The organism is Palleronia sp., from assembly GCF_042089775.1.
Taxonomy (GTDB): domain Bacteria; phylum Pseudomonadota; class Alphaproteobacteria; order Rhodobacterales; family Rhodobacteraceae; genus Palleronia.
The window spans coordinates 37,410-60,585 of the sequence record NZ_JBELKF010000002.1; the positions used below are offsets into that span (position 1 = coordinate 37,410).

A 23,176-nucleotide genomic window follows, 5' to 3' on the forward strand; every position below is an offset into this window, starting at 1 on the left:
GTGATCTTCACAAAGGGGGCGGAGCTCGATATCGGCGGGGCGATCCATGCGGGAGATGCGCCCATGAACATCCTCATCCTCGGCGGCGGCGGTCGCGAACATGCCCTGGCCTGGGCGGTGTTGCAGAATCCGAAATGCGACCGCCTGATCGTGGCTCCCGGTAACGCCGGGATTTCCGGCATCGCGGAATGCTCTGACATCGACATCGAAGACGGCGCGGCCGTCGCGGAATTCGCCGGCGAAAATGCGGTCGACCTGGTCATCATCGGCCCCGAGGCCCCGCTCGCCGCGGGCGTGGGCGACGCGCTTCGTACGGCCGGGCTGACCGTCTTTGGTCCGAACCGGGAGGCGGCGATGGTCGAGACTTCGAAAAGCTTCACCAAGGCGCTCTGTGATGCCGTGGGCGCGCCGACCGCCGCCTATGCCCGCTTCGAATCGGCCGAGCCCGCGAAGGCCTACGTGGCCGAACAGGGTGCGCCGATCGTGGTGAAGGCCGACGGCCTTGCCGCCGGCAAGGGCGTGGTCGTGGCCGAGACCGTCAACGAGGCGAAAGCCGCGGTCGACGACATCTTCGGCGGCCAGTTCGGCGGCGCAGGCGCGGCGGTCGTGATCGAAGAGTTCATGACCGGCGAAGAAGCCTCGTTCTTCGTGCTGGTGGATGGTGAAAACGTGCTGCCGATCGGCACGGCGCAGGACCACAAGCGCGTCGGCGAGGGCGACTTGGGCCCCAACACCGGCGGCATGGGTGCTTACTCGCCCGCGCCAATCATGGACGCAGAGGTCACGCGCAAGGCGCTGGACGAGATCGTGCGCCCTTGCGTGGGCGAACTTGTGCGCCGCGGCACGCCCTATTCCGGGGTGCTCTACGTCGGCCTGATGATCGAGGACGGACAGCCGCGGCTGGTCGAGTTCAACGCCCGCTTCGGTGACCCGGAGTGCCAGTGCCTGATGATCCGCCTCGGGGCGCAGGCGCTCGACCTCATGCAGGCCTGCGCCGAGGGACGGCTGGCCGAGGCGCGGGTCAACTGGGCCGACGACCATGCGATGTGCGTTGTGATGGCGGCCAAGGGGTATCCCGGCGCCTACGAGAAGGGCAGCGCGATCGGCGGACTCGAGCACCTCACGGCGACGTCCTCGCAGGTTGTGTTTCACGCGGGCACGGCACTGCGCGACGGGCGGCCGGTGGCGAATGGCGGACGGGTGCTCGGGGTGACGGCGCGGGGCGACGACCTGCGCCAAGCGCGCCAGCGGGTCTATGCGATGATCGATGCGGTGGACTGGCCCGAAGGGTTCTGCCGCCGCGACATCGGCTGGCGCGCGCTCCACTGACACGCGCCAGCGGCGCGGCCCCCGCAAAAAGGGCCGCAGTCGGCGTCAGATCTGCTTTTCGGGCATGTGAACGACCAGGCCGTCAAGGTCGTCCGTCACCTTGAGCTGGCAGGTCAGGCGCGAGCGGCTCGGGTCGGGCTCGTAGGCAAAGTCGAGCATGTCCTCTTCCATCGGATCGCGGGCCGGCAGCTTTTCGACCCAATCCTCGGCCACGTAGACATGGCAGGTCGAGCAGGCGCAGGCGCCGCCGCAATCGGCCTCGATGCCGGGAATGTCGTTGTCGCGCGCGCCTTCCATGACCGTCATGCCATTGGCCACGTCCACGACGTGTTCCTTGCCGTCGTGCTCGATATAGGTGATCTTCGCCATCTGGGGCTCCTTCGCATTCGTCGGGCCATAGCTAGGTCCACTTGCCGCACGATGCCAGTGCAGGATTGGCCACCGGCCGATCATGTTCTACACCTGTTCTACCATGGTCGATTTCGAATCCCCCCACGCCGGCTGGCCCCGTCCGCCAGCCGCCCTGCCCCATGACTGGCTGCATCGCCCGCCAAACGGTGCGCGGGTGACCGTGGCCGGACTGGTTCTGCTGCGGCAGCGGCCGGGTACGGCGAAGGGGGTCGTGTTCGTGACGATCGAGGACGAGACCGGCGTCTGCAACGTGATCGTCTGGCGCGCGATCTACGAACGGTTCCGCCGCGCAGTGATTGCCGGGCGCTGCCTGCGAGTGACGGGGCGTGTGCAGCGCGACAGCGGGATCTGTCACGTCATCGCCGAGCAGATCGAGGATATCAGTTGGATGCTGGACGATCTGGTGCGCGTGGAAGCCACAGCGGACGAGAATGGGACGAACCGGGGCTAGGCCCGCCGGACGCGCGCGGATAGCCTTTGCCGCAAAGGTCCAGCAGAGGCCCGTTCGAGCAGCATGTTCCGCCCGTCCATCCTTGCGCTTCTTGCGCTGTCTGCCTGCGCGCCGGCCCGACCCGACGTGAGCCGATTCGTCGAGCCGATCCTGCATGCAACCCCCGAGCAACGGGTCGACCTGACCCGCCCCCAGATCTGCCAGACCCGCGACGAAACCCCCGCCGTGGTCGAGACGGTGACCGAAAGCCGCGCCGATTCCGGCGGACGCTATCACACGGAAACCACGCACCGCATCGTCGCGGCGCGGGACGAGATCTGGTTCGACACCCCCTGCCGCGACGCCTGGACGCCCGAATTCATCGCCAGTGTGCAACGCGCGTTGATCGTGCGGGGCTACATGGACGGCCCCGCAACCGGCGGGATCGACCGCGAAACCCGACAGGCCATCCGCGCCTTTCAGAAGGTCGAGGGGATAAATTCCGACGTGCTCAGCATCGCGGCCGGAAAGCGGCTCGGGCTGATCGTGTATGACCGCGAAGAGGCCTTGGCCGAGCGTTGACCACGGCGCGACCGGCAACGAAAAAGGCGCGCTCCCGAAAGAGCGCGCCCGGTACGGGGCCCGTTCGGGCGCCCGGGTCAGTCTTCGAGGGGCAGCGCCACGAAGCGCGGCTCGCCCTCGCGCCGCAGAAGCAGCAGCAGCGACCGACGCCCCGCCTCACGGGCAGCCTCGATCCGCTCCTCGAGATCCGCGACAGAAGCGATCTGCTCCTGCCCGGCCTCGGTGATAACGTCGCCCGCGCGGATGCCCTTCTCGTAGGCTTCGCTGTCGCTGGCCACATCGGTCACGGCAAGGCCCTGCTGATCGGCCGGCAGGCCCAGCTGCTCGCGCATCTCGTCGGTCAGCGGTTGCACGCTGACGCCGAGCACGCTCGTCTCTTCGCTTTCCTGCGTCTCGTCGCTCTGGACGGCGGCACGCACGGCTTCGGCTTCCTCGCGGCGGCCAAGGGTAACCTCCAGCTCGACCTCGTCACCATTGCGGTAGACGGTCAGCGGCACGGTGTCGCCCACGGGCGCATCGCCGACGCGGCGGACAAGGCTGCGGGTATCCTCGACCTCGGCACCGTTGAACGAGGTGATCACGTCGCCAGCTTCGATCCCCGCCGCTTCGGCGGGACCCGCGGGCACGTCTGTCACGAGCGCACCGGCGGCTTCTTCAAGAGCCATGCTTTCGGCTATGTCCTCGGTCACGTCCTGGATATGGACGCCCAGCCAGCCGCGGCGGGTTTCGCCGAACTCGCGAAGTTGGTCGACCACGTTCTGGACCACGTTCGACGACATGGCGAACCCGATGCCGATCGAGCCGCCGTTGGGCGACAGGATAGCGGTGTTCACGCCGACCACTTCGCCGTCCATGTTGAACAGCGGTCCGCCCGAGTTGCCGCGGTTGATGGCGGCATCGGTCTGGATGTAATCGTCATAGGTGCCGGTGAGCGCGCGGTTCCGTGCCGACACGATCCCGGCCGAAACCGAGAAACCCTGCCCGAGCGGGTTGCCCATGGCCATGACCCAGTCGCCCACTGCGGCCTCGTCCGAGTTTCCGAACGGCACCGGCTGGAGCGGCGCGTCGCTGGCCACTTTCAGCAGGGCGATGTCGGTCTGCGGATCGGTGCCGACGATCTCGGCGTCGAGGGTATCGCCGTTGTAGAAGTCGATCTGGATCTCGTCGGCGCCTTCGATGACGTGGTTGTTCGTCACGATGTAGCCGTCTTCCGAGATCACGAAGCCCGAGCCCAGCGCCTGGCTGCGGCGGGGGGCGCCCTGCTCGGGGTTACGTTCCATGAAGTCGCGGAAAAAGTCCTCGAAAGGCGAGCCCTCCGGGATCTGCGGCATCTGCATCGCTTCGCGCGACACCATGGTCGAGGTGGTGATGTTGACCACCGAATTGCTGATCTGCTCGGCCAGCGGGGCGAAGGTCTCGGGGGTGGCGTTCGCGCTGACCGCCGGCGCGACGATCGCGGCGGTGCCCAACATCAGGGCCGTGGTCAGACGGCGAACCTGGCGCGCGGGGGTAGTGGTGAGTCTCGTCACTCTGCTCTCCTTGAGGTCGAATGCCTTGCGGGTCTGCCGGACGTTCGATCGTCCTGCTGATGCCTCGCATGTCGTAGAAGATAAGACCGACCACCCTCAACACAACGATCAGTCGCGCAGCCTCAATACCACGTGAAACAATGTAATCTGGACAGTCAGACACCAACGCTGTGAGCCAGGGCGACAAGCGCGACGCCGGCCACCATGGCAATGAGGCCCGCCAGACGGCGAGCCTCGATGGGAAAGGTCCTGAGCTGGTTCAGGATGTCTTCGATCCGGTGCGGGAGGAGGGCCAGGACGAGACCCTCCAGCACGGCAACGCCGCCCAGCACCAGTAGGAGTGTGCCCATCAGTTGGTCTGAGCCGCCGCCTCGCCGTCGGCCTCGGTGCCGTTCAGCACGACCTCGGGCGCGGTATCGTCTCCCTCGTCCGCAGCGCTTTCCTCGCCACTCGGGATGGTCGCCGCAGCGCCACCGCCATTCGTTCCTGAACTGTCCTCCGAAGAAACTCCACCCTCGGGGTTGGAGGCCTTGAGGTAGTTGAAGAACTCGCTGTCAGGCGACAGGATCAGTGTCGAGTTGCCCTCGCGCAGCGCGCGCTCGTAGGCTGTGAGCGAGCGGTAGAACTCGAAGAATTCCGGATCCGCGCCGAAGGCGTCCGCAAAGACACGGTTCCGCTCGGCGTCGGCCTCGCCTCGGGCAATCTCGGCCTCACGCTCGGCATCCGACACCAGTTCGACCCGCGTCCGGTCCGCCTGGGCGCGGACGCGCTGTGCGGCCTCTTCACCGCGAGCGCGCTCGTCCGTCGCCTCGCGCTCACGCTCGGCGCGCATCCGGTCGAAGGTCGCGGCAAGGTTCTGCTGCGGCAACGCCGTCTGCTTGAGGCGTACGTCGATGATCTCGATCCCCAGATCCCCGGATTCCGCACGAGCCTGCGTGGTGATCCGTTCCATCAGGACCGAGCGGTCTTCGGACAGGATGGTGTTCGAGGTCACCCCGGCCGAACCCAGCACTTCGCGGGTCTGCGCAATCAGGATCCGGCCCAGCCGTTCCTCGGCCGAGCGCAGGCCCCCGACGCCAACGGCACGGCGGAACTGCTCGACATTCTCGATCCGGTAGCGCGCGAAGGCGTCCACGATCAGGCGGCGGTCGTCCGAGGGCGTCACTTCGATCGGATCGGTGTCGAGCGACAGGATACGGTCGTCATAGGTCACGACCTCCTGGATGATCGGCACCTTGAAGGACAGGCCCGGCTCTTCCTTGACGGCCTTGATCTGGCCGAACTGCAGGACGAGGGCCTTCTCGCGCTCGTCCACCACGAAGATGGACGACAGGATGATAAAGATCGCGACGATCGTAATCCCGAGGAAGATATATGCCTTCCGCATCAGTTCGCCCCTCCGTTGGTCTGGGTCGTCTGGGCGGCGGTGCGATTCCGGCCCAATTCATTGATCGGCAGGTAAGGCACGACACCCTGGCCACCGGCGCCTTCCTGCTCGTCGAGGATGACCTTGTCCACGCGGCCAAGGACGTTCTCCATCGTCTCGAGGTACAGGCGCTTCCGGGTTACTTCGGGCGCGCGCTGGTACTCGCCCAGCACCGCCGAAAAGCGCGAGGCTTCACCGCGGGCCTCGTTGACGACCTGGGCGCGGTAGGCTTCGGCCTCTTCGAGGATCTGCGCTGCCTCACCCCGGGCGCCGGCCAACACGCGGTTCGCATAGGCGTCGGCCTGACGCTGCAGCCGGTCGCGCTCCTGCTCGGCGGCCTGCACGTCGCGGAAGGCGTCGATCACCTCGGCGGGCGGGTCCGCCTTGTCGAGGTTCAGACGAATGATGTTCACGCCGCTATTATAGCTGTCGAGCGTGCTCTGGATCAGGTCTTCCACCGTCTGGGCGACAAGGCCCCGGTCACGGTTCAGGATCGGCGCCAGTTCGGACTGGGCGATAACCTCACGCATTGCCGATTCCGAGACCGAGCGGATGGTCTCGACCGGTTCGGCGAGATTGAACAGGAACTGGGCCGGATCGCTGATGTTCCAGACGACCTCGAAGTCGATATCCACGATGTTCTCGTCGGTCGTCAGCATCAGACCGTCGTCGGCATTCGTGCCGCGGCCGACGCCCAGCTCTTCGGTCTGTTCGTTCGAAACCGGAAGCACTTCGGCGGTGACGACGGGCCACGGCGCGAAGTTCAGGCCCGGCTGCCCGGTCGACGAGTAGTCGCCCAGGAACAGTTCGACCGACTGCTCTTCGGGACGCACCGTGTAGAAGCTGGCGAAAAGCCACAGACCCACGAGGACGAGCCCGGCCAGAATCCACGTGCCGCGCCCGAAGCTCGGGCCGCCGGTGCCGCCACCGCCGCCATTGCCGGTGCCGCCCTTGCCGCCCATCAGGACGCGCAGCTGCTCCTGTCCCTTCTTCATGATCTGGTCGATGTCGGGCACTTGCCCGTTGCCGCCCGGACCAGGTCGCTGGCCAGGGGGGCGACGGTCTCCGCCACCGCCGCCGCTGCCCCTGTTGCCAGAACCGCCCCAGGGGCCGCCATTGTTGCTCGCCATGTTCGGTGAGTCCCCTTGCGTTTAAGATGTCCCGTGTAACGTGGTCTAGATGCGCATGAAGGGAAACCTGTTCAAGCTCAAGCGCGCGGCTGCGACATGGTGACGAGTTCCTCGGTGGCCGTGGGATGCACCGCACAGGTGGCGTCGAATTGCTCTTTCGTCAGTCCGTTCTTCACCGCGATGCCGACCAGCTGGATCCACTCGCCCGCCCCTTCGGATACGATGTGTGCGCCCAGGACCACCCGCGTTTCCTTGTCCACGATCAGCTTGAACATTGTGCGGTCCGGGCACTCGACGAACGCGGTTTTCATGGCCCGGAACGAGGTCGCGTAGACTTCGATCTCGTGCGTCGCCCGGGCCTGCTCCTCGGTCATGCCGACCGAGCCCAGCTCGGGCTGGGTGAAAACGGCCGAAGGGATCAGCTCGTGATCCACGGGGCAGTCCTGCCCCTGAAACACGGTGCGGGTAAAGGCCATCGCCTCGCGAATTGCCACCGGCGTCAGCTGCACACGGTCGGTCACGTCTCCGATAGCATAGATCGAGGGGACGCTGGTCTGGCTGTAGCGGTCGACGACGATCTCGCCCCGCCGGCCAAGCTCCACCCCGATCTCGGCCAAGCCCATTCCTTCGGTGTTGGGGGCGCGACCGGTGGCGAACAGCACCTGGTCGAACACCTCTTCGCGCCCGTTCGTGGCCTTCACCCAAATCGGACCGTGTTTCCCACGGTCCGGCGTCTCGGCCGGATCGGTCGTTTCTTCGCCGACCGGCGCCCCCATGGCCGCGTCCGAAACGCCGCCGGTGGGGGTGTGCTCGGTATCCGCGCGGTCCATGTTCACGACCGAGGTGCCGGTATGGATGTCGATCCCGCGCCCGCGCATCATCTCGGCGACGAGCCCGCGGCATTCTTCGTCGAAGCCGTTGAGGATCTGTCCGCCGCGCAGGTACATCGTCACGTTCACGCCCAGGCCCGCCATCATGCAGGCGAACTCGCAGCCGATATAGCCGCCACCGACGATGAGCAGCGATTTCGGCAGCGTGTCGAGGTCGAACATGTCGTCCGAGACAAGGCCGATCCTGCCACTCGCATAAGGCGGGCGCACGGGGCGGCCGCCAACGGCGATGAGGATGTGCCTGGCGCTCTTGATCGTGCCATCGGCCAGCTCGACCTCGTGCGGTCCCGCGAGGCGGGCACGGGTGTCGAAGGTCTCGACCCCCGACTTGCCGAGCATCGTGCGGTAGACCCCCTCGAGCCGGTCCAGTTCGGCGTGCAGGCGCGTGCGGAAGGCTTGCCAGTCAAAGGCGCCGATCTGCGCGTCCCAGCCGTATCTGGCAGCGTTCTCGACCTCCTGCGGGAAGGTCGAGGCGAACACCATCAGCTTCTTGGGGACGCAGCCCCGGATGACACAAGTACCGCCCATCCGGCTTTCCTCGGCCATGGCGACCCGCGCGCCGGTCGCCGCGGCGGTGCGCGCGGCGCGCACGCCGCCCGATCCGCCGCCGATCACGAAAAGGTCGTAGTCGAATTCGCTCATTTCATTCTCTCCACGGTCGCGCGTGCGCAGAGATAGCAGAGCTCACGCACAAGAAAAACGGGCGCCGACCGGGCGCCCGTCATTCATCTGGATAATGGTTGAGACTCAGCGATCCTCGCGGGGCTTGTCGCCAGATCCGCCATGCGTGTCGCTCTTGAGCGAACCGGCCGCGGATTTTGCCGTCTCTTCGACCTCGCCGGCGGCTTGCCGGACGTTGCCCTTGGCCTGATCCTTCTGACCCTCGCGCTTCATCTCGTCATTGCCCGAGAGGTCGCCGGTCGCTTCCTTGACCCGCCCCTTGATCTCTTCTGCCTTGCCGTCCGTCTTGTTCTCGTTCATCGGAACACCCCTTACGCGTTGCTAGCTCGTGACTACACAACAGCCGGGCGCCCCAAGCGTTCCTGCCGGCAGGGTCGTCACGAAAGGCAGTATCCGGGTGCTCATCGCGCCCGCGGCCAGAAAAACGCCCGCGGCCAGAACTACCGCACCGCCCAGCGACGCGAATGCGAGAAAAACGCGCCTGTTTCGCGAAGGTGTCGGCATTGCGCAAGCACCGCAAGACTGCGCCCCCAAGCGCAGGCGATGGCTGCAATATGGGCACCTGAAAACTCTCGCCGTCACAATGGTCTCCCGAAGACAATACGTCGGAAGCGGCACTTGGCATCTAATAATCGGGCCGCACGACGGGGACTTCCGCCAAGGTTGATAATACGCGCCCTGCGGGTACCGATGCAATTGTTATTAATATGTAGCTTTGACGATTCTGCCGTCAAACGAGGCGCGACACTTTCTTTGCCGCGCGCACGAAGTCGGCGAAGAGCGGGTGCGGTGCGAACGGCTTGGACTTCAGCTCGGGGTGGAACTGCACGCCGATGAACCAGGGGTGATCCGCGACCTCGACGATCTCGGGCAGACGTCCATCCGGCGACATGCCGGAGAAGCAAAGCCCCTGCGCTTCCAGCGCTTCCCGATACTTGATGTCCACCTCGTAGCGGTGGCGATGCCGCTCTTCGATGCGGTGGCTTCCATAGACCTCGGCGACCTTGGAACCTTCCTTGAGGTGCGCCGTGTAGGCTCCGAGGCGCATCGTGCCGCCCTTCTGGTCCAGCACGTCGCGGGCGATGGTCTGGTTGTCCTTGATCCACTCCTTTAGGTGGAAGATCACGGGTTCGAACCGCTCTGCGCCCGCCTCGTGGTCGAACTCCTGGCTTCCCGCATTCTCGAGTCCCGCAAGATTCCGGGCGGCCTCGACCACGGCCATCTGCATGCCCAGGCAAATCCCGAGATAGGGAATCTTGTGCTCCCGGGCGAATTGCGCCGCCTTGATCTTGCCCTCGGTTCCACGCTCGCCAAACCCGCCGGGAACGAGGATGGCATCGTAGGGTTCGAGATGAGGCGCCGGATCTTCACGATCGAAGATTTCGGCATCGACCCATTCGATCTTGACCTTCACCCGGTTCGCCATGCCGCCATGCGTCAGCGCCTCGGCGATGGATTTGTAGGCGTCCTCAAGCTGCGTGTACTTGCCTACGATGGCGATCTTGACCTCGCCCTCGGGATTGAACACCCGGTCCGCCACGTCGTGCCAGCGATCGAGGGTCGGCTTCGGCGCGGGGCTGATCCCGAACGCATCCAGCACCGCCTGGTCGAGCCCCTCGCGGTGATAGGCCAAGGGCGCCTCGTAGATCGATTTCAGGTCATAGGCCGCGATCACGCTGTCGGGGCGCACGTTGCAGAACAGGGCGAGCTTCTCGCGCTCCTTCTCGGGGATCGGCCGCTCGGACCGGCAGACCAGCACGTCCGGCGCGATCCCGATGGAGCGCAGCTCCTTCACGCTGTGCTGCGTGGGCTTGGTCTTCAACTCGCCGCTCGCCGCGATCCAGGGCAGCAGGGTCAGGTGCATGAAGATGCACTGCCCCCGCGGCCGCTCCTGCGCGAACTGGCGGATCGCCTCGAAGAAAGGCAGGCCCTCGATGTCGCCGACGGTGCCGCCGATCTCGCACAGTTGGAAATCCACCTCGTCGGCGCCGATGGTCAGGAAATCCTTGATCTCGTTGGTGACGTGCGGAATCACCTGGATCGTCTTGCCGAGGTAGTCGCCACGCCGCTCCTTCTCGAGCACCGAAGAATAGATCCGCCCCGATGATACCGAATCCGTGGATCGCGCCGCGACGCCCGTGAACCGCTCGTAATGGCCGAGGTCCAGGTCGGTTTCGGCGCCGTCATCGGTGACGAAGACCTCGCCATGCTCGAACGGGCTCATCGTGCCGGGATCGACATTCAGGTAGGGGTCGAGCTTGCGCAGCCGGACGCTGAAGCCGCGGGCCTGCAAAAGCGCCCCGAGTGCGGCCGAGGCCAGCCCTTTTCCAAGGGACGAAACCACGCCGCCAGTGATGAAAACGTAACGCGCCATGCGGGAGCTCCCCGTGATGTCGAAGGAATCCGAACGGCCCGTCTGGGCCCCTCACGGGATTTGGTGCCTAGGGCATTCGCGCGCCGCCCGCAACCGGCGCGCTCCCCCGCCTTACTCCGCCCGGGGCGGCAGCGTGGCGTCCGGCACGGCCGTCGGCGGCAGAAGGTCGCCGCCCAATTCCGGCACGCTGGGCGATTGGTCGCCTTCCTGCACCGGGGCGCCCTGCACGCCAAGCCGGTCCAGGACCGAGCTGTCGGACGTGTTCTGCGCGGCGATGACCGTCAGCCAGATCGAGGTGCAGATGAACGCGGCGGCCAGGCCCCAGGTCATCTTGCCGAGGGCGGTCGCCGCCCCGCGTGCCGACATGGTGCCGCCTCCGCCGCCCATGCCAAGCCCACCGCCTTCCGAGCGCTGAAGCAGCACGACACCGATCAGGCACAGGGCCAGGATCAGGTGGATGGTGAGGACGATATTTTCCATGAAGCGGCATCCCGTCTCGCGTGACCGCCCCCATCTATGGGCAACCCGCGAGACACGCAACCCGCCGTATCTCCCCGCGGCCCGCACGCCACGTATTCGAGAGCGGCTTGCGCGCCTACCGCCGCCCTTCGCGCAGCCATGCTCCGATAGCGAGCAGGCCCGCGACCAGCAGCCACAGCCATGCGGGCAGAAGCGGCACCGCGGTAACATCGGCGGTCAGGTAGGCGCCGCGCGGCGTGATCCCGATCCACCCGCGCCCGGCGGCCGGCCGCCCCTCGCGCACCTGACGCAGGTCGGGCACGCCGTCCTCGATGGTGCGAATGCCGCCCTGCGTCGCGTCGATCACTGGCTCCAGAGCCTCGCCGCTGGCGACCGTCTCGGCGAACTCGCGGGGCGATTGGGGGCCGAGCGCGATCACCGCCTCCTCTTCCCCCTGCCGCAAACGATAGAGACCGATCTCCGGGCCTTGATAGACAGCCTGGAACCGTCCCGGCGCGACCTCTTCCATCTCAAGCCTGACCGTCTCGCCCGCCGGTCCCTCGATCTCGACCGGGCCGGCCTCATCCTCGAGCGTGCGGCGGGTGATGGTCATGGTCTGCCCGTCGGCGGTGGCAGCCAGCGCCTCTTCTTCCAGTTCAGGCTCTTTCATCGACCAGTGCGCCACGCGCCGTAGCAAGTCGAGTTGTGGTCCGCCGCCTTCGAACCCGCGGGACCAGAGCCAAGCGTGATCCGACCCCAGAAGCGCCACGCGCCCCTCGCCCACCCGGTCGAGCACCAGAAGAGGGCTATCGCCGATCCCGGTCATCACCACGGTGCCGGACAAGGGCTCCAGCTCGATCTGGCGCAGCCAGCGCCCCCAGTCGGGTTCCTCGCCGCCCCCGCCAAGACCTTGCGTCACCGGGTGGCGGCGTCCGGCATCGGTGAGTTGCGGCAGGTAGGCCTGCTCCAAGACCCGCGACGTCGGCGCGGCGGGCAGGATCTCTCCCAGGGGCGACCGATAAAGCGACGCGGCGGTCGCAAAATCCGGACCGGCGGCGACAAGGATCGCGCCACCGTTCTCGACATACTGCCGCACGTTATCGAGGTAGAGCGCCGGGAGAATCCCTCGAAGTTGATAGCGGTCGAAGATGATGAGGTCGAACTCGTCGATCTTCTCGAGGAACAGTTCGCGCGTCGGAAACGCGATCAACGACAGCTCGGTCACCGGCACGCCGTCCTGTTTTTCGGGTGGCCTGAGAATGGTGAAGTGCACCAGGTCGACACTGGAATCGGACTTCAGCAGGTTGCGCCACGTCCGCTCGCCCGGATGCGGCTCGCCCGACACCAGAAGCACCCGCAGCCGGTCGCGCACCCCGTTCATCTGCACCACCGCTGCGTTGTTGCGGTCGGTCAGCTCGCCCTCGGCGACCGGCACGTTGAACTGGATGACGTTCATGCCGGCATGTGACAGCACCACCGGCAGCTCCAGCTCTTCGCCCGTTGGCACGGTGAAGCTCTGCGGCGCGCCCCCGTCCACGGCGATCTGCAACTCGACGGGCCCCTGCTGATCCGCGGGCACGGCGCCCTGGTCCTCGACCCGCAGCCGCAGCGCAACCTCTTCGCCCAGGATGCCGAAGGCGGGCGCCGTCGTGATCTCGAGCCGCCGGTCCCAGTCCTCTGCGTGGCCCGTCATCAACAGGTGCAGCGGCGCCGGAAGGTCGGGCGCCTGCTCAATGTCGTGAAGCCGCCCGTCCGAGATCAGGACCGCCCCCGCGATCCGCGCCCGCGGTTCCTCGGCCATGGCCTCGGCCAAGGCCGTCATCAGAAGGCTGCCTTCGTCATCCTGCCCGTCGCCCACGCGCACCACGCGCAGCTCGGTGTTTTCAAGCGCCGCGACCTCGGCCTCGAGCCGCTCTAGCGCCGCCTTGGACTGCGCCGCGCGGTCAGAGATTCGCTGCGACGCGCTCTCGTCCACCACCGCGATCACGATGTCCGTCAGCGGCGCGCGTTCCTCGCTCTGCAGCGACGGCCCCGACAGCACCGCCAGCAGCGCCACAGTCGCCAGTCCGCGCAGCCACCAGCCGCCCAAGCCCCGCCACAGGGCGAGGCCGACGACCAGCACCGCCACCGCCGCCAGCACGGCGATCACCGCCCAGGGAACGAGCGGGTCGAAGATCACGGTCTCGGTCAAGGCGCTCTATCCTTCATCTTGCGCAATGCGCGGGCCTTCATCTTGCGCAATGCGCGGGCCTTCATCTTGCGCAACGCGCGGGCCTTCATCTCGCGCAATGCGCGGGCCTTCATCTTGCACGGTGCGCGGGCCGGTCAATTTCCCAGCCGGTCGAGCAGGGCGGGCACGTGTACCTGATCGGATTTGTAGTTGCCGGTCAGCACATGCATGATCAGGTTCACGCCGAAGCGCAGGGCGATCTCGCGCTGCTGCTCGCCGGCATATCCGCGACCCACCGGGAACATGCGCCGCGCCTGATCGTCCACCGCCCAAGCCGCGGCCCAGTCGTTGCCGCCGATCACCACAGGCGTCACGTTGTCGTTGAGATCGCGGAATGGCATGCCTTCGACCGTCTCGGTGCCGGGCGGCGCGGCTTCGACCCAGAGCGTGCCCTCGCGGTGCCGCCCGGGGAAGTCCTGCAACAGGTAGAAGGTCCGCGTCAGGACGTGGTCATCCGGAATCGGCTCGAGCGGCGGGATGTCGAGCGGGCGTGCCAGCTCTTGCAATGCGCGCGCCGCAGGCGTGGTGCCGCCGCTTCCCGCCACGTCGGCGTCCCGCGTGTCGAACAGGATCATGCCGCCGGTGCGCAGGTAGGCATTCAGCTTGGCATAGGCCTCGTCCGAGGGCCGTTCCATGTCTTCGACGACGGGCCAGTAGAGGAACGGGAAAAGCGCCAGCTCGTCCTCTTCGAGGTTTACGCCCACCGGCTCCTCCGGCTCGACCGAGGTGCGGCGGAACAGCGTCTGACCCAGCCCTTCGAGCCCTGCGGCGGCCACGCGGTCCACCTCCGGGTCGCCCGTCAGGACATGGGCGAGCGTGACGCCCGAGGTCACGTCCACGGCAAAGCTCTCGTCCGTATCGTATCCCGCGTCCTGCGCCCGAACCTCGCTCCCGATCGGGACGAGGGCCAGCGTCGCGACGAGCGCCGCCGCCCGCGGCCCCGTCAGGCGCCCCGCAAGCCACAGCGCCGCCAGCACGTCGAGCGCCAGGAGGAGTACGGCCAAGGACAACAGCAGACCGCCGAGGGGGCGTTCTTCGCTGGTCTGTAGCCCCTCGACCGGGATGCGGCGCGGCCATGTCGCGGGCGCAAGCACGGTGTCGGGGCCGATGACGTTCAGCGCGATGCGGCGATCCTCGCCGGCATAGAGACCGGGGGGTGCCTCGGGGCCCGGCTCACCCGCGGCCAGCCGCTCGCCCGGCACGCCGGGCAGCGCGTCGGCCTCTTCGACTTCGCCGAACGCATCGACCCGCTGGTCGAGGGTCCAGGTGGTGCCGGTCAGTTCTTCAGCCTCGCGAAGCGCCGGTCGGGTCGAGACGGCCAGCCGCTCGAGCATCGACACGAAGAGGCCCGACAGCGGCAGGCTGGACCATTCGGCGTTCGCCGTCACATGAAACAACACCACCTGCCCCGCCCCGATCCGCTTGCGCGTGACAAGCGGTGTGCCGTCCGCAAGCGAGGCGATCGTACGGTCCGACAGGCTCGGGTCGGGCTGGGCCAGCACCTGCGCGTTCACCGCCACGTCGTCGGGGATCGTCAGGCCCGCGAAGGGCGATGCCGTGTCGAAGGCCCGCAATGTCTTGGGTTCGCCCCAGCTCATCGCGCCGCCGACCGAGCGGCCACCGGCGCGCAGGCGCACCGGCATCAGCGGGTCCTCACGCTCGCGCGACAGCTCGGACCCCGCCACGCGCGGACCGGCAAAACGCACGAGAAGTCCGCCATCCTCGACCCATGCGCGCAAGTCCTCGGCCTGCCCGGCGGGGATCGTGGCGACGTCGGCCAGGATGATGGCGTCGGGATTGGTCAGCAGGACGTCGGACAGCGACCCGTCCACAAGGTCCGCCACCGGCGCGAGCGCCCGTTCGAGGTAGTGCGTGGGGTTCAGCAGTTCGAGCTCTTCGCGGTCATCGCGCCCGGCGATCAGCGCGACCTCGCGCCGCTTCAGCGCATCATCGGTCAGCGTCACGGCACCGGCCGAGCGGATGCCTGCGATCTCGAACCGGCTGACGCGGTTGCGCAGCTCGGGCGGAAGGGACAGGGCCAGTTCCGCCTCGGTCGCGTCATCGCCGAAGCTCACCTCGGCTGTGGCAAGCTGCCGCTCGATGCCGTTCGGGTCGAGGCCGCTGGCGGCGATTGTCGCGGTCGCAGCGCCCTCGGCCCGCGCGCGGGTGACGGAAAGGGCGATCGCACCGTCCTCGAAGGTGGCGGGGCGCAGGCCATAGATCGGGCGCGGGCTTTGGAACACGCTGACCGCGCCGTGGCTCTCGAGCGCTTCGAGCACGTCGCCCCGCCAGTCATAGGCCAAGCCGTCCGACAACCAGATCGTGTCGAACGAGCCCTCCAACCCCGCCGCCCAGTCCGCGGCGCCTTCAGGGGCCCACGGCAAGGGCGCAAGTCCTGCGAGCTGCGGCTTCCACGTCTGCGCCGCACGGAAAGGCAGGTCGCCCTCGGGGCGGTCGGTCAGCACCACGATGGCTATCGGACGATCCTCTCGCACGGCCTCGTCGAGCGCCTGTTCGACCCGGTCGATACGGCGCGGCCAGTCACGGGCGTCGGCCCAGGTGCCGTCCATCAGCACCAGAAGCGGTCCGCTGGCCGCCTCGCGCGGGTCGGGGTTCAGCACCGGCCCTGCAAACCCTGCAATCAGCGCGGCAATGGTCAGCGAACGCAGCAAAAGCAGCCACCACGGAGTCTTGTCGGCCTGGTGCTCTTCGTCCCGCAGGCCAAGCAGCAGCGCGACCCCCGGAAAGCGCCGGCGGATCGGCGCGGGCGGGACGGCGCGCAGCAGGATCCACAGGATCGGCAGCACGATCAGTCCCAGCAGTATCCAGGGCGCGGTAAATCCGATGGGCCCGAGGACCAACATCACACGACCCTCTCAAGCGCGGCCCACGCCCAGAGCAGGATGCCACTGGCCGAATGGTCGGTGTGGTGGACGCTGTATTGCCAGCCGGTGGTGCGGCACAGGTGCTCAAGCTCGGCCTTCCGCTCGGCCAGCCGCTCGAGGTAGCGGTCGCGCAGGTCGCGGGCCTTCAGGGTCTCATACCGGATCGTGCCGCCCATGCTCTCGAAGATCGTGCGGCCGTCGAACGGGAACGCCTCTTCCTGCGGGTCGAGCACCTGGATCAACACGCCCGAGACGCCCCGATCGGCGGCCTCGGTCAGCGCCTTGCGGGCGGGGCCGAGATCGCCGAGGAAGTCCGACACGAACACCGCGCGCGACCGCGACGGCATCTCGCGCGCCTCGGGCGCGCCGTACTCGCCGCCCGGCTCGGCCCGGTCCAGCGCCTCGGCCATGCGCATCAGCTGCACTTCGCCCGTCCGCGCGGGCAGGTCGTGGCCCATCAGGCCCACCCGCTCGCCCGCCTGATTCAGCAGGATGGAAAGCGCAAGGCCCAGTTCGGCCGCACGCGCGCCCTTCTCGGGGATATTCGACGACGAGGCGAAGCGCATAGACGCCGAAGGGTCCACCCACAGCGTCACGGATTGTGCGGCCTGCCATTCCATCTGGCGGATGAAATGCGCGTCGGATCGGCCCGAGCGGCGCCAGTCGATGTTGCGCGCCTCGTCTCCCTGGACCGCCGGGCGATACTGCCAGAACTCATCGCCCTGCCCCGGCCGCCGGCGCCCGTGCGAGCCCAGCACGACGGACGCCGCCAGATGCCGCGCGCCGGCCAGCAGCGGCGGGAACGGCGCGGCCAGATGCTCTGCGCGAGAGCGGAGGGCGACGGGATCGCTCACGCGACCGACCGCACCTGCGTCATGCGTTCGACCGTTTCGGCAATCACGCGGGCGAGGCTTTCGCCGCGGGCGCGCGCGGCAAAGGTCAGGGCCATGCGGTGGATCAGCACCGGCTCGGCCATGTCGGCCACATCCTCGACATTCGGCACCAGCCGCCCGTCGATGAGGGCGCGCGCGCGCGCTGTCAGCATCAGCGCCTGCGCCGCGCGGGGGCCGGGTCCCCAACCGACATGGGTGCGCACGACATCGGGCGCCGTCGGGTCCTCGGGGCGGCAGGCGCGCACCAGGTCGAGGATCGCGTCGGTCACGCCGTCGCCCACCGGCATCCGCCGAAGGAGCATCTGCGCCTCGATCAGATCGTGATCGGTGAATACCGCGTGGGCGGCTTCGTCGGCCGAGCCGGTGGTCGCCAACAGGATGTCCCGCTCGGTGTCGCGGTCGGGATAGGGCACGTCGATCTGCACGAGGAACCGGTCAAGCTGCGCTTCGGGTAGCGGATAGGTCCCCTCCTGCTCGATCGGGTTCTGGGTGGCGAGGACGTGGAAGGGCGCGGCAAGCGCGTGGTCCTGGCCCGCGATGGTCACCGATTTCTCCTGCATCGCCTGCAGAAGGGCAGACTGGGTCCGGGGGCTGGCGCGGTTGATCTCGTCTGCCATCAGAAGCTGGGTGAAGATCGGGCCCTGGATGAACTTGAACGCCCGGCTGCCGTCGGCGCCGGTTTCCAGCACTTCCGAGCCCAGGATGTCCGCGGGCATCAGGTCGGGCGTGAACTGCACGCGCTTGCCGTCAAGGCCCATGACGGTCGACAGCGTTTCGACCAGGCGCGTCTTGCCGAGGCCGGGCAGACCGATCAGCAGCCCATGCCCGCCGCACAGCAGCGTCGCCAGCACCAGGTCGACCACGCGGGTCTGGCCGATGAATCGCTTGGTGATCGAGGCACGGGCCTGGGAAAGCTTGTCGCCCAGCGTCTCGATCTCGTACAGGATGGGGTCCACCATGACATCGCTCCTTGGGCAACTAGGTCATTCCACGCACCATCGCAGAGGTATCGCGGCGGGCACAAATGACAAAAGCGGGGTTGAGACAAATGGCCGTGATGCCAGACGCGAATGCCTTGGCCGAGGCCGCACGTGCCGCATCAAAGGGCGGCCTGCCGCCGGTCGAGAAGTGGGACCCGCCCTTCTGCGGTGACATCGACATGCAGATCCGGCGCGACGGGACGTGGTTCTACGAGGGCACGCCCATAGGGCGGCACCGGCTGGTGCGCCTGTTTTCGACCATCCTCAAACGCGAGGGAGATGCCTATTTCCTCGTCACGCCGGTCGAAAAGGTCGGCATCACGGTCGAGGATGCGCCCTTCATCGCGGTGGACTTCACGGAGGATGACGGAACGTTGACCTTCGCGACCAATGTCGGCGACCGCGTCAGCGCCGATGCCGACCATCCCATCCGGGTCGAGCGGGACGAAAGCGGCGAGCCGTCGCCCTACGTCATGGTCCGGCGGGGTCTGGAAGCGCGAATCGACCGCAAGAGCTTTTATCGGCTGGTCGACAGGGGCGAGGTCGAAGGCGACTGGTTCGGCGTCCGCTCGGCCGGCGTGTTCTTTCCCATCGTGCCCGCGGACGAGCTGCCGGACTGACGCTCAGGCGCAGCCGGTCCGGGGCGTCTCGACCTCGAGCGTCGAGTGGGCGATGTCGAACGTCTCTTGCGGGGCGGCCTTCGCGGCGCGGCAGACCTCGGGACCGTCGGCAGGATTGGCGACGACGAGATGCGCCTCGACCGGCACCGTTCGTCGATCTCCCACAGGTGGACGTGGTGGACGCCTTCGACTCCGGCGATCCGGCCGAGGACGGCGCGCACCTGCTCGGTCTCGGGCTCGGCAGGTGCGGCGAGTATGAGCAGCCGGATGACCGGCCGCAACTCGCTGCCCGCGTGCCACAGAATATAGGCGGCGATCCCCAGCGTCACGAGCGGGTCCACCAGCCGCCAGTCGTAGAGCAGGATCAGGGTCCCCGCGACGATCACCGCCACGGACCCGAGCGCATCGGCAAGGTTGTGCAGGAACGCCGCGCGGATGTTCATCGAGGAGTTCGCCATCCGCACGGTCAGAAGCACCGTGATCAGGTCCACGACCACTGCGACGCCGGCGAGGATGACGACGATCCATCCCTCTACCGGCACCGGGTCGAACAGGCGCTGGACCCCTTCATAGACCAGCATCAACCCGATGACGATCAGCGTGGTCAGGTTCACAAGCGCCGCAACCACCTCGGCCCGGCCGTAGCCGAAGGTCATGGTGTCGTCAGCCGGGCGGCGTGTGATCCGGCGCGCGGCGAAGGCGATGACAAGGGACAGCGCATCGCTGAGATTGTGGACCGCGTCCACGATCAGCGCGAGCGAGCCCGACAGCAGTCCGCCGACGAATTGCGCGACGGTCAGGATCAGGTTGACCGCGACGGCCGCGGCAAAGCGGCGGTCGCCGGACTCGGGGATCTACGTGGGAGTGGCCGTGATCGTGGGGTATGGCGCTGCATGTTAGCCGCGACAGGCCCCACGGCAAGCCGTCAGGCGGACTTGCGACCTCGCGCCGGATAGTCCTTTTCCTTGATGAAATCGACCTTGCCAAGCAGCTCTTCGAGGTCGGGCCGCGCGAAGGGCGAGTTCGAGACGCTTGCCAGATACAGCCGCTGATCTGGTCGCACCCAGAACACGGCAGGCTCGGCGAAGACACCCTTCTCGCTCTCCTGGATCGGCTCGGAGAGGTAGAGGCCCCACTCCTTCGCCTGCGCCTCGGTCAGCCCGTGGGCCATCGGGATCGGGTCGAGGCGCCAGTCTTCGTGGGCCTGCCGCGCACGGCCCTCGCTATCCATCGAGACATGGATCGTCTCCACCCCCTTCTCGAGAAACTGCTCGTAAAGCTCGCGCATCTTCGACAGGTACTGCTTGCAGACCGGACAATGCAGACCGCGATAGACGATGATCTGCGTGAACGCGCCGGGGTTCTGATCGGCAAGGTCCCACTGCGTCCCGATGATCAGCGACAGCTTGAGGTCGGGTGCTTTAGCGTCGGGTGTCGGAGTCGTCGGCATGGTCTTTTCCTCTTGATCGTGTTGGCCAGTCAGCGTCGCGGCGGGCGCATCGTTCCGCGGGCGTGGCGGGATGCCGCGCCTTGGCCCACCGGGCCTCTGCCTCAGGCGGCAGCCTCGGATGCGGCGCGGCCCTCGTCTCCCGAGACAAGGCTCACCTCTCTCTCGGACTGCTGTTCAAGCCGGCGACGGACGCGCCGTCTCGCCCTGAGGCCCCTGTGCTGCACGGTCGAGATGTGCTCGGGGTGAAATACCGTGTTACCGTCCGAGCGAAGGATCGTGTAGGTCGTGCTTGCCGCGGAAATGAGCGCCGAATATCCGGTCGAGGCGACGACGGTGACCGTGACGCGGTCCACATCGCGGGCCTTCAGCGGATGGTCCGAGTGCCGTTCGATCCTGTTCATCAGGCTGTCGAAACTTCCGGCGTCCATGTAGTCGCCGGAGCCCAGCGGCCCCTCGTTCGTCGCGGCGCCGGGAGAGCTCAGTTCCTCGCCGCTGATGTGGTCGTTTTGCGTGATGAAGGCCGTGGCCACCTCGTCGCCGGTGTAGCAGTCAGCGATCAGGGCCGAGACGTAGATCGGCTCGGCCCCCATGTTCGAGATGAACAGCCGTGCCTCGGGCCCGATCCCCGCCCCGCGGCTGATCAGGATCATCGGCGCCTTCTGCCGGCGGTGGCTGACGAAGAAGAGGTTGAGATAGACCAGCCAGATGATCGTCATGATCATGTTGCTGATCACGGTGAGCGCCTGGGAATGGTCTGAAAGGAAAGCGAGCATGCCCCGGCAACGGCCAAGGCACCGCCCGGTTCCTACTCCCTCAGCGTCTCGAGCATCAGGGTCACGTTCTCGGGATCGGCATCCGGCGTGATCCCGTGGCCCAGGTTGAACACGTGCGGCCCGCCCGCAAAAGCCGCGCGGATGCGCCGCACCTCGTCCACCAGCGCCTGCCCACCCGTCACCATGTGACCCGGCGCCAGGTTGCCCTGCACGCAGCCCGACACCTGCACGTTCAACGCTGCCCACTCGGGATCGACGGAATTATCGAGAGCAACGCAATCCGCCCCGGTGGCCTTGTGGAAGCCGACGTAATGCTCGCCCGCCTCGCGCGGGAAGGCGATGACGGGGATGCCCGGATGCCGCGCCTTCAGCTCCGCCACGATCCGCGCCGCAGGCTCCTGCGCATAGCGGAGGAAGTCATCGCCCTTCAGCGAGCCGGCCCAGCTGTCGAAGATCTTGACCACCTCGGCTCCGGCGTCGATCTGCGCCAAGAGGTATTCGATCGTCGCCTCGGTGATCCGCTCCATCAGCTTGTCAAAGCTGGCGCGGTCGGCGTCCTTCAGCGCATGGGCCGGCCCCTGATCCGGGGTGCCGCGCCCGGCGATCATGTAGGTCGCCACCGTCCAGGGCGCGCCGGCAAAGCCGATCAGCGCCACGTCCTCGGGCAGTTCGCGCGACAGGATGCGGACGGTCTCGTAGATCGGCGACAGCGTCTCGTGGATCGCGTCGACGGGCTTCAGCGCCGCCACCCCATCGGGTGCGTCGATGGGCGACAGGCGCGGCCCCTCGCCGGTGACGAACCACAGGTCGGCGCCAAGCGCCTGGGGCACCAGCAGAATGTCGGCGAACAGGATCGCCGCGTCGAAGCCGAAGCGGCGGATCGGTTGCAGCGTGACCTCGGCCGCAAGCTCGGGGTTGTAGCATAGCGACAGGAAGTCGCCGGCCTTGGCCCGGGTTTCGCGGTATTCGGGCAGGTAGCGCCCAGCCTGACGCATCATCCACGCGGGCGGCACGTCCATCACTTCGCCCCCGAGCGCGCGCAGCAGTTTCTTGGTCATCATGGCCCTCCGTCCGGTCGCGCGCTTGGTCACGGGGGCTGGCGCCTGTGTCAAGGCCCGTTGCCCCGCCCCGGCTGCCGTCCTATGGCTTTGGGCCATGGACATGCCCACCCCGAACACCCCGCTGAAGATCGGCACGCGCGGCTCGCCGCTGGCGCTTGCCCAGGCCAACGAGACGCGCGACAGGCTGGCGACGGCCTTCCACCTGCCCGGCGAAGCGTTCCAGATCGTCACCATCAAGACCACCGGCGACCGCGTGATCGACCGCCCGTTGAAGGAAATCGGCGGCAAGGGCCTCTTCACGCGCGAGATCGAAGAGGCCCTGCTGTCGGGCGAGATCGACATCGCCGTCCATTCGATGAAGGACATGCCCGTCGCCCAGCCCGAGGGGCTGACGCTCGACACGTACCTCCCGCGCGAGGACCCGCGCGACGCGTTCATCTCGCTCGACGGCGGAACGCTGGCCGAGCTGCCCGAAGGACGCGTGGTGGGTACGTCGTCGCTGCGACGCAAGGCGCAGCTTCTGAACCGGCGGCCCGACCTGACCGTGGTTGAATTCCGCGGCAACGTGCAGACCCGGCTGCGCAAGCTGGCGGATGGCGTGGCCAACGCGACCTTCCTCGCCATGGCGGGCCTCAACCGCCTCGGCGACGATGACGTGCCCCGCCTGCCCATCCCCGAGGACGAGATGCTGCCGGCCGTCGCGCAGGGCGCCATCGGGATCGAACGGCGCGTCGCCGACGACCGCGTGACCGAGATGCTGGCGGCGATCCACGACCACGACACCGGCCTGCGCCTCGCGGCCGAGCGCGCGTTCCTCGCCCGGCTCGACGGGTCCTGTGAGACGCCGATCGCCGGGCTGGCCGAGCTGATGGGCGACACGCTGCGCCTTCGGGGCGAGATCCTGCGCACGGACGGGTCCGAATGCCTCGCGGACGAGATCGAAGGCCCCATCGCCGACGGTCCCGAGATGGGCCGCCAGCTGGCCGACGCGCTTCTGTCCCGCGCCGGCGACGGCTTCTTCGACTGGAAATGACGCGACCCGC

At 67.5% G+C, this 23,176-nt stretch carries 22 protein-coding genes; 5 read left to right on the top strand and 17 right to left on the bottom strand.

Annotation, left to right across the window (positions count from 1 at the left end; all coding sequences use genetic code 11):
• The first annotated feature begins 63 nt into the window (after positions 1-63).
• Positions 64-1,329: a phosphoribosylamine--glycine ligase gene (gene purD, locus ACFDS3_RS01025; protein WP_375260470.1), complete on the top strand. Its 1,266-nt coding sequence runs from the start codon at positions 64-66 to the stop codon at positions 1,327-1,329.
• 45 nt (positions 1,330-1,374) lie between these two features.
• Here the strand turns inward: purD and ACFDS3_RS01030 are convergent, their stop codons facing one another.
• Complete coding sequence (locus ACFDS3_RS01030; protein ID WP_375260471.1) at positions 1,375-1,698, bottom strand: 2Fe-2S iron-sulfur cluster-binding protein; 324 nt, start codon at positions 1,696-1,698, stop codon at positions 1,375-1,377.
• Between the two features lie 103 nt (positions 1,699-1,801).
• Here ACFDS3_RS01030 and ACFDS3_RS01035 point away from each other — a divergent pair, with 103 nt between their 5' ends.
• The gene (locus tag ACFDS3_RS01035; RefSeq protein ID WP_375260472.1) at positions 1,802-2,191 is read left to right on the top strand and encodes an OB-fold nucleic acid binding domain-containing protein; all 390 of its coding nucleotides are present in this window, start codon (positions 1,802-1,804) and stop codon (positions 2,189-2,191) included.
• A 63-nt stretch (positions 2,192-2,254) separates the two neighbouring features.
• Positions 2,255-2,752 carry a peptidoglycan-binding protein gene (locus ACFDS3_RS01040; RefSeq protein WP_375260473.1) on the top strand — a complete coding sequence of 166 codons (498 nt, stop codon included), beginning with the start codon at positions 2,255-2,257 and terminating at the stop codon, positions 2,750-2,752.
• Between the two features lie 77 nt (positions 2,753-2,829).
• Here ACFDS3_RS01040 and ACFDS3_RS01045 read toward each other — a convergent pair whose 3' ends face one another.
• The 12 genes from ACFDS3_RS01045 to ACFDS3_RS01100 all read right to left on the bottom strand — a co-directional run bounded on the left by ACFDS3_RS01045 (position 2,830) and on the right by ACFDS3_RS01100 (position 18,208).
• Entirely contained in the window at positions 2,830-4,224 is a 1,395-nt protein-coding gene (locus ACFDS3_RS01045; RefSeq protein WP_375260557.1) for a DegQ family serine endoprotease, read from the bottom strand.
• A 212-nt stretch (positions 4,225-4,436) separates the two neighbouring features.
• Positions 4,437-4,631 (bottom strand): DUF2065 domain-containing protein, encoded by a 195-nt coding sequence (locus ACFDS3_RS01050; protein WP_375260474.1) that lies wholly within the window; start codon positions 4,629-4,631, stop codon positions 4,437-4,439.
• Positions 4,631-5,668 carry a protease modulator HflC gene (gene hflC / locus ACFDS3_RS01055; RefSeq protein ID WP_375260475.1) on the bottom strand — a complete coding sequence of 346 codons (1,038 nt, stop codon included), beginning with the start codon at positions 5,666-5,668 and terminating at the stop codon, positions 4,631-4,633. The genes ACFDS3_RS01050 and hflC overlap by 1 nt, the downstream gene beginning before the upstream one ends.
• Positions 5,668-6,837, bottom strand: a complete 1,170-nt coding sequence (gene hflK / locus ACFDS3_RS01060; protein WP_375260476.1) for an FtsH protease activity modulator HflK — start codon at positions 6,835-6,837, stop codon at positions 5,668-5,670. Before hflK ends, hflC begins: the two co-directional genes overlap by 1 nt.
• A 77-nt stretch (positions 6,838-6,914) precedes the next feature.
• A complete protein-coding gene (locus tag ACFDS3_RS01065; RefSeq protein ID WP_375260477.1) occupies positions 6,915-8,369 on the bottom strand; it encodes an FAD-dependent oxidoreductase in 1,455 nt (484 codons plus the stop codon).
• Between the two features lie 105 nt (positions 8,370-8,474).
• A complete protein-coding gene (locus tag ACFDS3_RS01070) occupies positions 8,475-8,708 on the bottom strand; it encodes a CsbD family protein (protein ID WP_375260478.1) in 234 nt (77 codons plus the stop codon).
• Positions 8,709-9,138: 430 nt separating this feature from the next.
• Complete coding sequence (locus tag ACFDS3_RS01075) at positions 9,139-10,782, bottom strand: CTP synthase (RefSeq protein ID WP_375260479.1); 1,644 nt, start codon at positions 10,780-10,782, stop codon at positions 9,139-9,141.
• Positions 10,783-10,893: 111 nt separating this feature from the next.
• Positions 10,894-11,262, bottom strand: coding sequence for a preprotein translocase subunit SecG (gene secG, locus ACFDS3_RS01080; RefSeq protein ID WP_375260480.1), 369 nt, complete (start codon positions 11,260-11,262; stop codon positions 10,894-10,896).
• 115 nt (positions 11,263-11,377) lie between these two features.
• Complete coding sequence (locus ACFDS3_RS01085; protein WP_375260481.1) at positions 11,378-13,432, bottom strand: hypothetical protein; 2,055 nt, start codon at positions 13,430-13,432, stop codon at positions 11,378-11,380.
• Between the two features lie 134 nt (positions 13,433-13,566).
• A complete protein-coding gene (locus ACFDS3_RS01090) occupies positions 13,567-16,335 on the bottom strand; it encodes a DUF4159 domain-containing protein (RefSeq protein ID WP_375260482.1) in 2,769 nt (922 codons plus the stop codon).
• Entirely contained in the window at positions 16,335-17,210 is an 876-nt protein-coding gene (locus ACFDS3_RS01095; protein ID WP_375260483.1) for a DUF58 domain-containing protein, read from the bottom strand. Before ACFDS3_RS01095 ends, ACFDS3_RS01090 begins: the two co-directional genes overlap by 1 nt.
• Complete coding sequence (locus tag ACFDS3_RS01100; protein WP_375260484.1) at positions 17,207-18,208, bottom strand: AAA family ATPase; 1,002 nt, start codon at positions 18,206-18,208, stop codon at positions 17,207-17,209. Before ACFDS3_RS01100 ends, ACFDS3_RS01095 begins: the two co-directional genes overlap by 4 nt.
• Before the next feature lie 89 nt (positions 18,209-18,297).
• Between ACFDS3_RS01100 and ACFDS3_RS01105 the strand changes: the two genes are divergently transcribed.
• Positions 18,298-18,849 (top strand): DUF1285 domain-containing protein, encoded by a 552-nt coding sequence (locus tag ACFDS3_RS01105; RefSeq protein WP_375260485.1) that lies wholly within the window; start codon positions 18,298-18,300, stop codon positions 18,847-18,849.
• On the opposite strand, the gene ACFDS3_RS01110 is transcribed toward ACFDS3_RS01105, so the two are convergent.
• From ACFDS3_RS01110 to hemE, 4 genes are all read right to left on the bottom strand, one after another.
• Positions 18,747-19,703 (bottom strand): cation diffusion facilitator family transporter, encoded by a 957-nt coding sequence (locus ACFDS3_RS01110; protein ID WP_375260558.1) that lies wholly within the window; start codon positions 19,701-19,703, stop codon positions 18,747-18,749. The genes ACFDS3_RS01105 and ACFDS3_RS01110 overlap by 103 nt on opposite strands.
• 71 nt (positions 19,704-19,774) lie before the next feature.
• Positions 19,775-20,299, bottom strand: a complete 525-nt coding sequence (locus tag ACFDS3_RS01115) for a redoxin domain-containing protein (protein WP_375260486.1) — start codon at positions 20,297-20,299, stop codon at positions 19,775-19,777.
• 101 nt (positions 20,300-20,400) lie between these two features.
• The gene (locus ACFDS3_RS01120; protein ID WP_375260487.1) at positions 20,401-21,033 is read right to left on the bottom strand and encodes a hypothetical protein; all 633 of its coding nucleotides are present in this window, start codon (positions 21,031-21,033) and stop codon (positions 20,401-20,403) included.
• A 71-nt stretch (positions 21,034-21,104) separates the two neighbouring features.
• Positions 21,105-22,133 (bottom strand): uroporphyrinogen decarboxylase, encoded by a 1,029-nt coding sequence (gene hemE, locus ACFDS3_RS01125; RefSeq protein WP_375260488.1) that lies wholly within the window; start codon positions 22,131-22,133, stop codon positions 21,105-21,107.
• 94 nt (positions 22,134-22,227) lie between these two features.
• Here hemE and hemC point away from each other — a divergent pair, with 94 nt between their 5' ends.
• On the top strand, positions 22,228-23,166 hold the full coding sequence (gene hemC, locus ACFDS3_RS01130; protein ID WP_375260489.1) for a hydroxymethylbilane synthase: 939 nt from the start codon (positions 22,228-22,230) through the stop codon (positions 23,164-23,166).
• Positions 23,167-23,176 lie beyond the last annotated feature (10 nt).

Coding starts and splice junctions, on each gene's coding strand:
- purD (WP_375260470.1), top strand. CDS start 64: ATGAACATCCTCATCCTCGGCGGCGGCGGTCGCGAACATGCCCTGGCC.
- ACFDS3_RS01030 (WP_375260471.1), bottom strand. CDS start 1,698: ATGGCGAAGATCACCTATATCGAGCACGACGGCAAGGAACACGTCGTG.
- ACFDS3_RS01035 (WP_375260472.1), top strand. CDS start 1,802: ATGGTCGATTTCGAATCCCCCCACGCCGGCTGGCCCCGTCCGCCAGCC.
- ACFDS3_RS01040 (WP_375260473.1), top strand. CDS start 2,255: ATGTTCCGCCCGTCCATCCTTGCGCTTCTTGCGCTGTCTGCCTGCGCG.
- ACFDS3_RS01045 (WP_375260557.1), bottom strand. CDS start 4,224: ATGTTGGGCACCGCCGCGATCGTCGCGCCGGCGGTCAGCGCGAACGCC.
- ACFDS3_RS01050 (WP_375260474.1), bottom strand. CDS start 4,631: ATGGGCACACTCCTACTGGTGCTGGGCGGCGTTGCCGTGCTGGAGGGT.
- hflC (WP_375260475.1), bottom strand. CDS start 5,668: ATGCGGAAGGCATATATCTTCCTCGGGATTACGATCGTCGCGATCTTT.
- hflK (WP_375260476.1), bottom strand. CDS start 6,837: ATGGCGAGCAACAATGGCGGCCCCTGGGGCGGTTCTGGCAACAGGGGC.
- ACFDS3_RS01065 (WP_375260477.1), bottom strand. CDS start 8,369: ATGAGCGAATTCGACTACGACCTTTTCGTGATCGGCGGCGGATCGGGC.
- ACFDS3_RS01070 (WP_375260478.1), bottom strand. CDS start 8,708: ATGAACGAGAACAAGACGGACGGCAAGGCAGAAGAGATCAAGGGGCGG.
- ACFDS3_RS01075 (WP_375260479.1), bottom strand. CDS start 10,782: ATGGCGCGTTACGTTTTCATCACTGGCGGCGTGGTTTCGTCCCTTGGA.
- secG (WP_375260480.1), bottom strand. CDS start 11,262: ATGGAAAATATCGTCCTCACCATCCACCTGATCCTGGCCCTGTGCCTG.
- ACFDS3_RS01090 (WP_375260482.1), bottom strand. CDS start 16,335: ATGTTGGTCCTCGGGCCCATCGGATTTACCGCGCCCTGGATACTGCTG.
- ACFDS3_RS01100 (WP_375260484.1), bottom strand. CDS start 18,208: ATGGTGGACCCCATCCTGTACGAGATCGAGACGCTGGGCGACAAGCTT.
- ACFDS3_RS01105 (WP_375260485.1), top strand. CDS start 18,298: ATGGCCGTGATGCCAGACGCGAATGCCTTGGCCGAGGCCGCACGTGCC.
- ACFDS3_RS01115 (WP_375260486.1), bottom strand. CDS start 20,299: ATGCCGACGACTCCGACACCCGACGCTAAAGCACCCGACCTCAAGCTG.
- hemE (WP_375260488.1), bottom strand. CDS start 22,133: ATGATGACCAAGAAACTGCTGCGCGCGCTCGGGGGCGAAGTGATGGAC.
- hemC (WP_375260489.1), top strand. CDS start 22,228: ATGGACATGCCCACCCCGAACACCCCGCTGAAGATCGGCACGCGCGGC.